A 13,519-nucleotide genomic window follows, 5' to 3' on the forward strand; every position below is an offset into this window, starting at 1 on the left:
TTGGAAGCGTTTAATTTCATGATATACAAACAAAAAGAAAAGACTTGATATCTTTTCTTCCTATTTATATAGTCGAGTCCATATGGTCTGTTTCTTCAATAAACCGTTTGGCCATATCTTCTCGATTCAATTGCTCAGTATCAAGTGTGATGGCTTCATCTGATACAAGGTCTGTATCCGCAAAAAACTCAATATGATTTTGAAGGTTATTCAGTTCGACTGGAGCATCTCCACCAAACTCGCCATCTAAGTTAAGCAAGAGACGATTGTCATTGTTTAGATGTTCTATGGTGAGCTTTTTGGTCTTGATGTATTCAATTAAATCACTATCAATATGTTTACCACCATCTAGTACCTGACGAATAAGATGAAGGATTTCAAATAAATTTCCCGTTTTCACCATTAATAGGGTAAAATTGCCGTCATCCAACTTGGCATCAGGAACAATTTGCTCAAACCCTCCGATTGAATTGGTTAGAGCTACAAAAATCAAGGAAACTGACCCTTCGAAAATCCCCTGGTCATGGCTCACTCGCACTGGCGTAAACTGAACTTGTGGCAAGAGTTCTGCACCTTTAACGACATAGGCCAAGTAGCCAAACATAGTTTTAAGTTGACTTGGTACACTGTAAGTCAATTCTGTCAGTGTACCTGCTGCAGCGATATTAATAAAGTAATGCTCTTGGTGAATTCCATTCTTTTGATTCTTTGCCAAACCAATATCCATCAAAATCGTCTGATTTTTACCAATCAGCTTGGCTGCCTCAACTGGATTTCCGCGTGGCACCTTAAGAGCACGCGCATAGTCATTTGTTGTCCCAGTTGGAATAATAGCCATTTTCGGTCGTTTTTCGAGCGGTGCAATGCCGTTGACCACCTCGTTAATAGTGCCGTCACCACCTGCTGCAATAACCAGGTCAAAACCTGCTAAAGCAGCTCTTCTGGCTTCATTTTTAGCCGAATCCTTTTCAGGTGTTGTTTGAAAGGCAGATGTCTCATAGCCGAAGCCTTCTAAAATATCCAACACTTCTGCCACATTTTTCTTCATGATTTCCTGACCAGAGGTCGGGTTGTAAATCAATCGTGCTCGCTTGCGTTCTTCCATATCCTATACCTTACAGGCTTTCTAACCAAGCCTCATCTTTTATTTCAATACCTAATTCCTGTGCCTTGGCCAACTTGCTTCCCGCGTCAGCCCCTGCGACAACAAGATTTGTCTTCTTAGAAACAGAACCTGCTACGTTGGCACCCAAGGCTTCTAGCTTGGCCTTGGCTTCGCCCCGCTTCATCCGTTCCAACTTACCAGTCAAGACAACGGTCAGACCAGACAAGGCTGCATTTTCATCTGCCACCTGTCCTAGATAAGTCAAGTTTACGGCATTTTCCTTAAGTTCAACTAAAAGCTGCCGGGCTCCTTGGCTGGCAAAAAAGCTAGTCAAGGACTTAGCGATGACCTGGCCCAATCCTTCTAGAGAGGCAATCTCGTCTTGACTGGCTTGAGCTAGGGCTTCCAAGTCGCCAAAGTTTTCTAGCAAAATCTTGCTGGCCTTGCTGCCGACATGACGAATGCCCAGACCGAACAAGAGTCGTTCTGCTGAATTGCCCTTTGATGCCTGAATGGCTTGGTAGAGCTTATCTGCAGATTTTTCCTTGAAACCATCTAGTGTCAAGAGGTCATCGACTGTCAGTTTGTAAATGTCCGCTACATCCTTGACCAGACCTGCTAGAAAGAGTTTTTCCACAATAGAAGAGCCCAGACCTGCGATATTCATTGCATCACGGCTGGCAAAATGCTCCAACTTGCTCATCAACTGGCTAGGGCAAATAGGATTGATACAACGGAGGGCAACTTCATCTTCGTAATGCTGCAAGTCGCTCTGGCAAGACGGACACTGGCTTGGGACAGGCATGACTTCTTGATCCGTCCGATACTTGTCCACCACTTTCAGAACTGCTGGGATAATATCCCCCGCCTTGTAGACAATGACCGTATCGCCAATGCGAATGTCTTTTTCAGCGATGTAGTCCACATTGTGCAAAGTAGCACGGCTAACGGTTGTTCCTGCTAGCTGTACTGGGCTGAGGTTAGCAGTTGGAGTTACGACACCCGTGCGGCCAACAGTCCAGTCAACCGAGAGGATTTGAGCTTCTTTCTCTTCAGCTGGAAACTTGTAGGCCACCGCCCAACGAGGCGCCTTGACGGTAAAGCCCAGTTCTTCTTGGATGGCAAGGTCATTGACCTTTATAACGATACCGTCGATTTCATAAGGCAAATCATCTCGTCGCTCTGCCATTTTTTCAATAAAAGCCCAAACCTCGTCAATCGTGTCTGCCAACTGGTAGTCGTGGTTGGTCACAAAGCCTAAACTATCCAGCTTTTCCAGCACTTGTGACTGGCTGGTCGCTTCAGACGGACTTGCCTCTTGGTAGAGGAAGGTGGCAAGACCACGCTGGGCCACCACACCTGTATCCAGCTGGCGAAGGGTGCCTGCCGCTGCGTTACGTGGATTGGCAAATTCTGCCTCGCCTGCCTCCTGCCGCTGCTGGTTAACGCGGTCAAAAGAAGCTTTTGGCATGTAGCACTCACCACGGACAGTCATGTCAACTACCTGTGGTAAGGTCAAGGGAATGTCCACTACACGCTTGAGGTTTTCCGTGATATTTTCACCGACACTGCCATCGCCACGTGTGGCACCAACAACTAGATTGCCCGCTTCATAGGTCAGGGAAATAGACAGACCATCAATCTTGAGTTCACAGATATAGGTCGCTTGTGGAAATTCCTTGCGAACTCGCTGGTCAAAAGCATCCAATTCCTCACGCGAAAAGGCATCCTGCAAACTAAAAAGAGGATAGACATGGGCATATTTTTCAAATCCTTCTAAAATTTTGCCACCAACGCGGTGGGTGGGACTGTTAGGCAATACCAGATCTGGATGGGCTGTTTCCAGTTCCACCAATTCTCGATAGAGCTTGTCGTATTCGGCATCAGACACGCTTGGTTTGTCTGAGCGATAGTATTCATCGGCATATTTGTTAAGTAAGTCTACTAATTCTGATATTCTTTTTTCCATAAGACCATTATACCATGACTTGAGCATGTCGCTTATAATTTTAATTGCCTAGTAAGCATTGAAAATTTAGATAATTATTTGTAAAAAAGGTATAATAGACATATATAATTTTTGGAGGTGCCCTATGGCTATCACATGTAAACGTCAAGATGATTTAGAAAAAATGTTGGAAGAATTTGCTTCATTTGACAAACTAGAAGAAATTGAATTTCCTGATCCAAAGGCAAATGCGGAAAAAATAGACACCAAGTTAGATACAAACTAATATGTTAGGATTTGATCAACTTCCATCCTCCGTCTTGCAGGCGGGGGCTATTTTCCTGTCTATAATCATTGAAGCACTGCCTTTTGTTCTGATTGGATCTTTGATTTCTGGTTTTATTGAGGTATTCATCACACCAGAAAAGGTACTTAGTATCCTGCCAAAGAACAAGATACTTGCCATTCTATTTGGTATCTTTATCGGTTTCATTTTCCCCTCTTGTGAATGCGGAATTGTTCCTATTGTTCATCGCTTACTAGAGAAAAAAGTTCCGAACTATACCGCAATTCCCTTCCTAGTAACTGCTCCTATTATCAATCCAATCGTACTTTTTGCAACCTACACCGCTTTTGGAAACTCTGTCCTTTTTGCACTTTACAGAGCATTGGGAGCAATCCTTGTTTCTGTCATAATAGGTATCATTCTTGGTTTCTATGTTAAGGAACCTATTCTAAAAGAATGTCAGATTAGTCAACATCAGCATGATTATTCCCAAAAAACAAATTGGCAAAAAGTTGGATTTGGACTTTTTCATGCCATTGATGAATTTTTTGATACCGGGCGCTATCTGGTTTTCGGATGTCTATTTGCCAGTCTAGTCCAGGTCTATATTCCAACTGCTGTTTTGACAACGATTGGCCACAATCCTCTGTCAGCTATTTTATTGATGATGCTACTTGCATTTCTTCTTTCCCTTTGTTCAGAAGCAGATGCATTCATCGGTGCATCCTTGCTTTCAATTTTTGGTTCTGCTCCAGTGATGGCATTTTTAGTTATTGGACCAATGGTAGACGTGAAAAATTTACTGATGATGAAACACTACTTTACAGGTAAATTTATTTTCAGATTTATCGCCAGCATCTCAATCATTATTTTAGGATATAGTCTCATATTAGGAGGTTTGGCATGATTCGTTTCTTAATTCTTGCAGGTTATTTTGAAATGACCATGTATCTCTATATTTCTGGAAAATTAGACCAATATATTAATTTGCACTACCGATATTTAGCCTATCTTTCTATGATTTTGTCCTTTATTTTGGCAATTGTGCAATTATACATCTGGGTTAAAGATCTTGATACGCATAGTCATTTGACGAAAAAATCATCCAAGCTTTCCAGTTTTATATTTTTAATCATTCCCCTGGCCGTTGCTTGGCTCTTCCCAACTGTCAGCCTTGATTCCACCACAGTTGCTGCCAAGGGCTATCATTTCCCACTTGCTGCCGAAAATGATGCTAAAACGCAAGAACAAGAAGGCACAACAGTGCAATACCTGAAGCCAGATACGTCCATCTACTTTACAGAATCCGTCTACAAATCTGAAATGCGTGAAATTGCCGATCGCTATTTGGCTCAGGAGAAAATTGAGATTACTAGTGAAAACTACATGGAAGTTATGGAGGCTATCTATGATTTTCCAAATGAATTTTCAGGAAAAACGATTGAAATGACTGGATTTGTCTACAATGACCCTGACAATAGCCAGCAATTTTTCCTCTTCCGCTTTGGCATTATCCACTGTATAGCCGACTCAGGAGTCTATGGCTTATTGGTTTCAGGAGCAGACCAATCCTTTGCAGATAATAGTTGGGTCAGGGTAGAGGGCAAGCTATCGGTCACTTATCATACCGTCCTCGAGCAGAACTTGCCAACCTTAGAAACCCAGAATATACAATCTGTTCAAAAACCAGATAATCCTTATGTTTATCGAAATTTTTAAGGATTGGATTTAGTAAATGAATTTTCTGACAATTTGTGGTATAATATTACTCATATTTAACAGATAGGAAAAAATTATGTCATCACACGTATTGTTTACAATTTTTGGTGCTAGTGGCGACCTTGCCAAACGCAAACTCTATCCATCCCTTTTCCGTCTTTACAAGGCTGGACATATTAGAGAAAATTTTGCTGTTATTGGTACAGCTCGTAGACCTTGGACCAAGGAATTTTTTGAGCAAACAGTTATCGAATCACTAGGTGATTTGCCTGACACACCACGCCAAGCACATGAATTTGCTAGTCATTTCTACTACCAAAGCCATGATGTCAATGATACGGAACATTATGTAGCTCTTCGTAAATTGCAGGACGACTTGTGTGAAAAATACGATACGCAACACAACAAGGTCTTCTTCCTCTCTATGGCACCAGAATTTTTCGGAACCATTGCCAAACACCTCAAATCTGAGCAAATCGTTGATGGTCAAGGTTTTGAACGCTTGATTATTGAAAAACCTTTCGGAACTAGCCTTGCTACAGCAAGCAAACTCAACGATGAATTGGCGGCTGCTTTCAATGAAGATCAAATCTATCGTATCGACCATTACCTAGGCAAGGAAATGGTGCAAAATATCTTTGCGGTCCGCTTTGCCAACATTATCTTTGAGCATATCTGGAATCGTGATTTTATTGACAATATTCAGATTACGTTTGCCGAAGCGATTGGTGTTGAAGATCGCGGAGGTTACTACGACAACTCTGGCGCCTTAAAAGACATGGTGCAAAACCATGCCCTTCAAGTTCTTTCCCTGCTAGCAATGGATAAGCCAGCCAGCTTCAAGGAAGATGATGTCCGCGCTGAAAAAATCAAGGTTTTCCAACACCTTCGTCAGCCTTCTGATGAGGACCTCAAACGCAACTTCATCCGTGGTCAATATGTAGCAGGTTCCATCGACGGAAAAGACTACGTTAGCTACTTGGATGAACCAAATATTGCCGAAGGTTCTCAGACAGAAACCTTTGCTGGAGGGGTCTTCTTCGTTGATACTGATCGTTTCCGTGATGTTCCTTTCTTCTTCCGTACAGGTAAACGTCTGACAGAAAAGGGCACGCGCGTGACCATCACCTTCAAGCATGCAGAAGATATTTTTGGTCAGCCTTCTGAGGCCAATGTCTTGACCATTTTCATCCAACCAACCGAAGGCTTTATGCTCTCTATCAACGGTAAGGAAGTTGGTTCCCACTTTGCTCTTACTCCTGCCAAACTCAACTTCCGCCACAATGCAACTGCTCTTGGAAATTCACCTGAAGCCTACGAAAAACTATTTTTCGATGTCCTAAATGGTGATTCTACTAACTTTAGCCATTGGGAAGAAGTGAAAGCAAGCTGGAGCTTGATTGACCGCATTGTTGATTTGTGGGCAAGCAACCAAGTCCCACTCCACACCTATCCAGCTGGAACTATGGGACCTGAAGCAGCCTTTGATTTGCTAGAAAGCTACGGTTGCAAGTGGGTTTGGACTCCTGATGTGTGGTATCGTGAACGTGGTTTGTTGAAATAATAATATAAAAACTGGAGCAATCCAGTTTTTTTCGGAGGTACTCATGACTGAAATAAACAGCATTCTCACACAACTTGAAGCAGCCAGCCATGCTGGCACCCTCAAGCGTTATGAAAAAATTGGCGAAACTAAGCCCTACTACGGCGTTCCGATGGGAGCTATTTCTGGTATCGCCAAGGTCTATAAAAATCGACTGGACTTGTTTGCTCCACTCTGGCAAACAGATGTACTCGAGGCACAATATTTAGCTATTCAGATTGTCAAAACAAAAACTAATCAACTGACTTCTACAGCTTTAGAAGCTTGCCTCAATGAACAAGTTTCGGTCAACGTCCTCGATAAGCTGGCTTCCATCATTCTTAGCAAACGTAAGGATAGCAAAGACTGGGAGGAATACTTACTCATCCAAGACCAAGCTATTTTTCAGCGACTAGGTTGGTTCCTTCGTGCCAAATACTTTGCTGGAAAAACAGCAACAAATCAAGAGATTGAAGAAACTCTAGACCATATACGCCAGCATTTGCAAACCGCAGACCCACTTGTCCAATGGACCATGAACCAATGCTTGGTGGAGATTGCCGTTGCTTACCCCGACTATCTGGAACAAGGCCTTGCAATCGGTCAGGAATTGGCAGTCTATGTGGACATGAAAGTTCCAAAAGGCTGTACTTCTGCCTATGCACCAGACTGGATTGAGGCATTATTGAGGAAAAAATGAAAACACAAAAGTCGCTGGTTCTTGTTGAACTAACGACTTTTTGCTTCTATTTTTTCAACTAATCAACCGGCATATATTTTGCGAGGTATTCTTCCACCAGCATCATATACTCTTTATAGACAGCATCGTCATTCTGTAAACCGTGACCCGAATGCTCGGCTGTAAGAAATTGATAGTCAACTCCTTTTTCTTTCAAAGCTTTTTCTAATCGCACTGCTGCTTTATAAGGTTGCACCTTATCATGCTTGCCATAGATGACCACGCTTGGCACCGTTTCTTCAGTCACCCAATAAACTGCAGAAATTTGGTTGACAATATCCTTGTAGCTACCATCTGCAATCATTTCCTCAGTAATTTCTTGACCAGACATGGAACTGGTGAGCCCCGCAGCTGCCTCAAGATTAGTATCCGCTCCGTAGATGCCCCAATCCTCCATGTAAAAACTAGAAGGTCCAACAGCTCCAAAAGTCAATACTACTGGCACGGGAGCTTCTTTGGCATCTCGATAAGCATAAATCATTGCCAAGGCATGCCCTGCCGAGCCTCCTGCAACTGTCATTTTATCAATGGAGTAGCCTTCTTTTTTAGCCGCCTCAATCACATATGGAATACTCTCCTTGATTTCTTGAGCTTGAGATGTTACACTGGCACCATTTGTTTCGGTTGCCAAGGAATAGTTGATGCCAGCTGCTACATAGCCCTTAGAAGCAAGCCATTGCAAGATCTGTTTGTCATCTTGTTTGTCACCACTTGTAAATCCTCCTGTATTGAGATATACAACCAGTCCATAAGATTTTTTACTGTTATCCGCAGGTAGATAGAGGTCAAACTTTTGTGCTTCTCCTTCTCCGTAGGACAGGTCGGTCACTGTTCTTCCCACCTTGTCTGTCCATTCAACAGAATAGTCCTTTACCCAAGCTGGTTTGATTAATCCCTTAGAAGCCACACCCGCAAGAAGAGCTATCACAAATACCAGAATTCCAAATCCCACAAATTTTCTCCTTCTCATAGAAAATTGCCTCCCCAAAGTGTTCCACCTAAGAGTAGGTTAAGAAAAATACGGACCAACAAGCGACCAATTAAAAATCCAACAATCGCTATAAGTCCTAAAACAAGCCAACGTTTTATCGTCATGATTACTCCTTGACATTTCAATTTATTTCATTTAAGATGTAACAAGTGTAACATTTAATTATTTCGTATGCAATAGCAATGCAGCCATATGTAACAAATCAAAGGAGTTTGTATCATGTCAGCCAGTCACTATATTCAAGAAGCCTTACTGCAACTCATTCAACAAAAGGAATATGAAAAAATCACCATAACTGACATTGCAAAGCGTGCTGGTGTAACCCGCATCAGTTTTTATCGCAATTTTGAGAGCAAGGACGACATTCTCAAACAGGCCTTGGAAAGAGCTTTTTCTATCTATCAGGATACATATGGAACAGAACTAACATTTCCATCAATCTTCACATTTTTCCAGCAGAACAAGAGCCTGATTGACTGCCTCTACAAGAGCGAAAAGGAAATTTTTATCGCCCAGCTTCTGACAGACAAGCAAAGCCTTTCTACATTACCGACTGAGGTTGCCTATTCCTATGCCTTTATCGGCTATTCTATTCTAGGAGCCTGCACAGCTTGGTACCAAAGAGGCATGGTGGACACTGCAGAAGAAATTACAAGAATTATGGACCAGCAAAAAAGTAGCTAACTGTCACAGTTAACTACTTTTTTCATTCTATACCAATCCTTCCAATAGCCCACGCATGAATTCTTCGGATTTGAATTCACCGATGTCATCGATTTTCTCACCGAAACCAATCAGCTTGACTGGAATATCTAGTTCCTGACGGATGGCAAGGACGACACCCCCCTTGGCTGTACCGTCTAGCTTGGTCAAGACTAGCCCAGTCAATGGGGTAATTTTTGCAAATTCCTTGGCTTGACTGAGGGCGTTTTGACCTGTGGAGGCATCCAGTGCTAAGAGGGTTTCATGCGGTGCATCAGGTAGAGTCCGTTTGATAATGCGACCGATTTTTTCCAGCTCTGCCATGAGGTTTTCTTTATTTTGCAAGCGACCTGCTGTGTCAATCATGAGAATATCCACACCTTCTGCCACGGCACGTTTTACCCCATCAAAGACCACACTAGCTGGGTCTGACTTTTCTGGACCCGTGACCACTGGCACATCGACACGGCGACCCCACTCAACCAGCTGGGCTACCGCACCCGCACGGAAGGTGTCCGCTGCGACCAACATGACCTTCTTGCCAGCCTGCTTGTACTTGTAGGCCAACTTTCCGATAGATGTCGTCTTCCCAACACCGTTGACACCGACAAAGAGCATGACTGTCAAATCACCCTGGAAATTGATCTGCTCGCTGAACTGGCCGTCTTTTTCGTAAATATCCACCAATTTTTCGATGATAACCCGACGGAGTTCATCTGTCTTTTTGGCCTTCTGTAGCTTGGCTTCATAGCGGAGCTCCTCTGTCAGAGTAGAAGCAACTTGCACACCTACGTCTGACAAAATCAGCATTTCTTCCAACTCTTCGAAAAATTCTTCATCAACCGAACGGAAATTGGCAATGAATTCATTGAGCCTTGCCCCAAATCCTGTACGAGTTTTTTTCAAGGTCCGCTGGTACTTGTCCTGCTCACTTTCTTGCTCTACTGGAGCAACTTCCTCAACAGGCTCTGCCTTGGCCTTGGTTTGAATAGCTGGGTCAAAACCTTGTTCCTGCGCTTCCTTAACACGAGCCGCAGCAGCTTCCTTGGCCGCGTAATACTGGGCCATCATGTCCAAGGTCCGTTGTTTCTGAGCTTCTTGTTCGGCTGTCAATTCAGGCTCTGCTACTTCAGACTGGATCTCTTCCATTTCTTGAGTAGCTGACTCAACTTCAGTAGTTACTGTATCTTCGCTTGAAGCCGACTGCTCTGTTTCCACTTCTTCAACAAGAGCAACCTGCTCCTCTTGCTTTTCTTGTCCAAATAATCGATCAAATAATCCCATACTTAGTCCTCATTCAATACATAGTGCTCGATGGCCCAAGCAATACCATCTTCATCATTAGTTTTTGGTAAAACAACGTTTGCTGCTGATTTGATTTCATCAGTCGCATTAGCCATGGCAACCCCTAAACCAGCCCATTCAATCATAGACAAGTCATTTCCTTCATCACCACAGGCCATGACTTCTGACTGGTCAATCCCCAGATGTCCAATCAACTTAGCCAAGCCATTTGCCTTGTGAACCCCTTTGGGGCTCCACTCAAGTAAGATATCGCGTGATTTGAAAATCTCGAAACGATCGTACAATTCCGCAGGAATTTTTGGAATTTGACCATCTAGAAATGCTGCATCTACTGCTGAGACTGCCTTATTGTAGACAAAATCTTCAGGCAGCTCCTCATCTGAAACATTGATTTTATTCAAAAGTGGATTGGCTGTTAGGTAAAGAGATTCATGGGCAGCTGGAAGCGAGTAAACATCTCCGCCGTACAAGACATCCAATGGCAAATCCAATTCATTTGTCACACGACGGATGGCACGGACATCTTCAATGGTGAATCCCGTTTTATCTAAAATTCGGCCAGTGTTTTCCTGGACCAAACCGCCGTTAAAAGTGATAGAATATTGATTTTCTCCAAGTAAATCTAGTTCTTCTAAAAAGCCTCCGATAGCTTGCAAGGGGCGTCCTGTTGTCAGAACTACATAAACTCCACGCTCACGCGCTGCCTGCAAAGCCTTTTTATTTGCTTCTGAAATCCGTTTATCCGATGTCAGCAAGGTTCCATCCAAATCCAACGCAATCAACTTAATTGCCATTTACTAATTCCTCCATGTATTCTATGACAGATTCATCATCACAATGACCAATGACTAGGTCTGCTTGAGCCTTTACCTCATCTATGGCATTCGCAGTTGCGATTGAGACCGATGCCAGTTTTAACATCTCCAGATCATTTTGGTTGTCTCCAAAGGCAATCAGTTCCTTTCCTGTTAGACCAAGGTGTTGGCACAAATGAGACAAACCAATTCCCTTGTGTACACCTGACAAGATAATATCGATCGAGGTAAAACCAGTTGTAACAGCAGTCAATTGTTTGAAATGATGATTAATCCAGTCTTGAGTTGACTGACGATTGGAGTCATCGACATACAGATTCAACTTAATAATTGGCTCAGAAATATCTTCAAATCGTTCCACAAGAGCAATATCGTGATAATAGTCCGATAAAATATTATACAGTCCAGTGTCAACTGCTTCCAGCATATAAGAAGCGGTTAAGCCAGATAAGGTCACATGTTGGGCAGCTACGTGCCCACTCTGCACCAGTTCCTCGACTAAAGAAAGGTAAGTTGCTGGCTGAATTGGATCATCCAGGTAGATGGTCTGATTGCGATAAACAACAACTGCTCCATTCTCAGCTACCAAAGCGATGTCATCTAAAAATTCTTCAAATAGCTGTTTAAGACTTGGCAGAGAACGACCACTTGCCGCCACAAACAAGTAGCCTTTTTCCTTAAATAGATCTAGCAAATTTCGAAACCGATTGGCATCAAATCCATGGTCACTTCGTAAAAAGGTACCATCCATATCCGTTGCGATAATTTTCTTATACATAACAAACAACCTCCGTCCAGTCCTTTTATTATACCATATTCCATACTGTTTCCGATTTTTCCTGGCTCTATAATTTCTGTAGTGGGTAAATCCCCTATGGCGATTATGGAGCCTTTTTGATTGTAGAAAAAAAGTCCCATATGACCTATAATGAAAAGCGACTAAACCATCATTTTAGAAAGGTGTTATATGGAACAACTAAATCTTATCACAAATTTTCTCGGAATAAAAGACAAAAATATCGTTATCGCTGACGAATACGATATGGGGACACACAAAGAACTTCATGGTCACTTGGATTATCCAGCTCCTAAATGCCCTGCCTGCAAGGGACAGATGGCCAAATACGACTTCCAGAAAGCCTCTAAAATCCCTTATCTGGAGTGTGCTGGCTACCGAACTCTCATTCGCTTGAAAAAACGCCGTTTCAAGTGTAAAAATTGCGGAAAAATGGCTGTCGCGGAAACTTCTCTTGTCAAGAAGAACCACCAAATCGCAACCGTTGTCCATCAGAAAATCGCTCAATTGCTCATTGAAAAACAGTCTATGACCGACATCGCCAAGCGCCTTGCCGTTTCTACCTCAACCGTCATTCGCAAGCTAAATGAGTTCCAATTTAAAACCGATTGGGATTGGCTTCCTGAGAATATGTCATGGGATGAGTACAATTTCAAGAAGGGAAAAATGAGTTTTATTGCTCAGGATTTCGACTCATTAAAAGTCATCACTATCCTCGACGGACGCACGCAAGCCACGATTAGAAACCACTTCCTACGCTATTCCAGACAGGCCAGAAACCGCGTTAAAGTCATCACTATGGACATGTTTAGCCCATACTACCAATTGGCCAAACAGCTTTTTCCGCATGCCAAAATCGTTCTGGATCGCTTTCACATTGTGCAACACATGAGCAGAGCCATGAACCGTGTCCGCATCCAAATCATGAACCATTTGGACCGTCAATCACAGGAATATCGTGCCTTGAAACGCTACTGGAAACTGGTGCAACAAGATAGTCGCAAACTCAACGATAAACGCTTTTATCGTCCGACTTTTCGTGCGCATTTAACCAACAAGGAAATCCTTGAAAAACTACTATCCTACTCAGATGAACTAAGACAGCACTACGAACTTTATCAGTTATTGCTTTTTCATTTCCAAGAGAAGAACTCGGACCATTTCTTTGACCTCATTGAAGAGACAATTCCGGGAGTAAATCCTATTTTCCAGACCGTCTTTAAGACCTTCTTGAAAGATAAAGACAAGATTATAAACGCCATGGAATTGCCTTATTCCAACGCCAAACTGGAAGCTACCAACAATCTCATCAAAGTCATTAAGAGAAATGCCTTTGGTTTCAGGAACTTTGAAAATTTTAAAAAACGGATTTTGATTGCTTTGAACATAAAGAAAGAGAGAACGAAGTTCGTTCTCTCTCAGACTGAAGACAAAGTCCTTAGAATTGATTTTCTAAGGGCTTTTCTTCGTATTTAGGAGTATAATATAAGAAAAAGGACTTATGAGGTTCTCCTATGCTACACAAAGAAAA

Annotated in this window: 14 protein-coding genes; 7 read left to right on the forward strand and 7 right to left on the reverse strand. The window is 42.6% G+C overall.

Annotated elements, in window-relative coordinates; translation table 11 throughout:
* Positions 1–64: 64 nt before the first annotated feature.
* Positions 65–1,105, reverse strand: a complete 1,041-nt coding sequence (locus C1E99_RS04565; protein WP_105206734.1) for a diacylglycerol kinase family lipid kinase — start codon at positions 1,103–1,105, stop codon at positions 65–67.
* Between the two features lie 10 nt (positions 1,106–1,115).
* Positions 1,116–3,074, reverse strand: coding sequence for an NAD-dependent DNA ligase LigA (ligA, locus tag C1E99_RS04570; RefSeq protein ID WP_105206746.1), 1,959 nt, complete (start codon positions 3,072–3,074; stop codon positions 1,116–1,118).
* A 124-nt stretch (positions 3,075–3,198) separates the two neighbouring features.
* Between ligA and C1E99_RS14945 the strand changes: the two genes are divergently transcribed.
* The 5 genes from C1E99_RS14945 (at position 3,199) to C1E99_RS04590 (ending at position 7,340) form a co-directional block, all read left to right on the forward strand.
* A complete protein-coding gene (locus C1E99_RS14945) occupies positions 3,199–3,339 on the forward strand; it encodes an SPJ_0845 family protein (protein WP_193441791.1) in 141 nt (46 codons plus the stop codon).
* Position 3,340: 1 nt separating this feature from the next.
* Positions 3,341–4,246 (forward strand): permease, encoded by a 906-nt coding sequence (locus tag C1E99_RS04575; protein ID WP_105206735.1) that lies wholly within the window; start codon positions 3,341–3,343, stop codon positions 4,244–4,246.
* A complete protein-coding gene (locus tag C1E99_RS04580; RefSeq protein WP_105206736.1) occupies positions 4,243–5,058 on the forward strand; it encodes a TIGR03943 family putative permease subunit in 816 nt (271 codons plus the stop codon). The genes C1E99_RS04575 and C1E99_RS04580 overlap by 4 nt, the downstream gene beginning before the upstream one ends.
* A gap of 76 nt (positions 5,059–5,134) precedes the next feature.
* Positions 5,135–6,622 carry a glucose-6-phosphate dehydrogenase gene (gene zwf / locus C1E99_RS04585; RefSeq protein ID WP_105206737.1) on the forward strand — a complete coding sequence of 496 codons (1,488 nt, stop codon included), beginning with the start codon at positions 5,135–5,137 and terminating at the stop codon, positions 6,620–6,622.
* A gap of 43 nt (positions 6,623–6,665) precedes the next feature.
* Positions 6,666–7,340, forward strand: coding sequence for a DNA alkylation repair protein (locus tag C1E99_RS04590; protein ID WP_105206738.1), 675 nt, complete (start codon positions 6,666–6,668; stop codon positions 7,338–7,340).
* Between the two features lie 58 nt (positions 7,341–7,398).
* Here C1E99_RS04590 and C1E99_RS04595 read toward each other — a convergent pair whose 3' ends face one another.
* Together C1E99_RS04595 and C1E99_RS15395 are read right to left on the reverse strand one after the other, a co-directional pair.
* Positions 7,399–8,331 (reverse strand): alpha/beta hydrolase, encoded by a 933-nt coding sequence (locus tag C1E99_RS04595; RefSeq protein WP_238146208.1) that lies wholly within the window; start codon positions 8,329–8,331, stop codon positions 7,399–7,401.
* A 14-nt stretch (positions 8,332–8,345) separates the two neighbouring features.
* The gene (locus C1E99_RS15395) at positions 8,346–8,474 is read right to left on the reverse strand and encodes a hypothetical protein (protein WP_269088943.1); all 129 of its coding nucleotides are present in this window, start codon (positions 8,472–8,474) and stop codon (positions 8,346–8,348) included.
* A 115-nt stretch (positions 8,475–8,589) separates the two neighbouring features.
* On the opposite strand from C1E99_RS15395, the gene C1E99_RS04600 reads away from it, so the two are divergent.
* Positions 8,590–9,054: a TetR/AcrR family transcriptional regulator gene (locus C1E99_RS04600; protein WP_105206740.1), complete on the forward strand. Its 465-nt coding sequence runs from the start codon at positions 8,590–8,592 to the stop codon at positions 9,052–9,054.
* Positions 9,055–9,081: 27 nt separating this feature from the next.
* On the opposite strand, the gene ftsY is transcribed toward C1E99_RS04600, so the two are convergent.
* Genes ftsY through C1E99_RS04615 form a run of 3 tightly spaced genes read right to left on the reverse strand, consistent with a single transcriptional unit; the run spans position 9,082 to position 11,970 of the window.
* On the reverse strand, positions 9,082–10,356 hold the full coding sequence (gene ftsY, locus C1E99_RS04605; protein WP_105206741.1) for a signal recognition particle-docking protein FtsY: 1,275 nt from the start codon (positions 10,354–10,356) through the stop codon (positions 9,082–9,084).
* Positions 10,357–10,358: 2 nt separating this feature from the next.
* On the reverse strand, positions 10,359–11,171 hold the full coding sequence (locus C1E99_RS04610) for a Cof-type HAD-IIB family hydrolase (RefSeq protein ID WP_105206742.1): 813 nt from the start codon (positions 11,169–11,171) through the stop codon (positions 10,359–10,361).
* Positions 11,161–11,970, reverse strand: a complete 810-nt coding sequence (locus C1E99_RS04615; RefSeq protein ID WP_105206743.1) for a Cof-type HAD-IIB family hydrolase — start codon at positions 11,968–11,970, stop codon at positions 11,161–11,163. Before C1E99_RS04615 ends, C1E99_RS04610 begins: the two co-directional genes overlap by 11 nt.
* Before the next feature lie 189 nt (positions 11,971–12,159).
* On the opposite strand from C1E99_RS04615, the gene C1E99_RS04620 reads away from it, so the two are divergent.
* The gene (locus C1E99_RS04620) at positions 12,160–13,464 is read left to right on the forward strand and encodes an ISL3 family transposase (protein WP_105206744.1); all 1,305 of its coding nucleotides are present in this window, start codon (positions 12,160–12,162) and stop codon (positions 13,462–13,464) included.
* Positions 13,465–13,519 lie beyond the last annotated feature (55 nt).

The organism is Streptococcus suis (assembly GCF_002964045.1).
GTDB lineage: Bacteria > Bacillota > Bacilli > Lactobacillales > Streptococcaceae > Streptococcus > Streptococcus suis_U.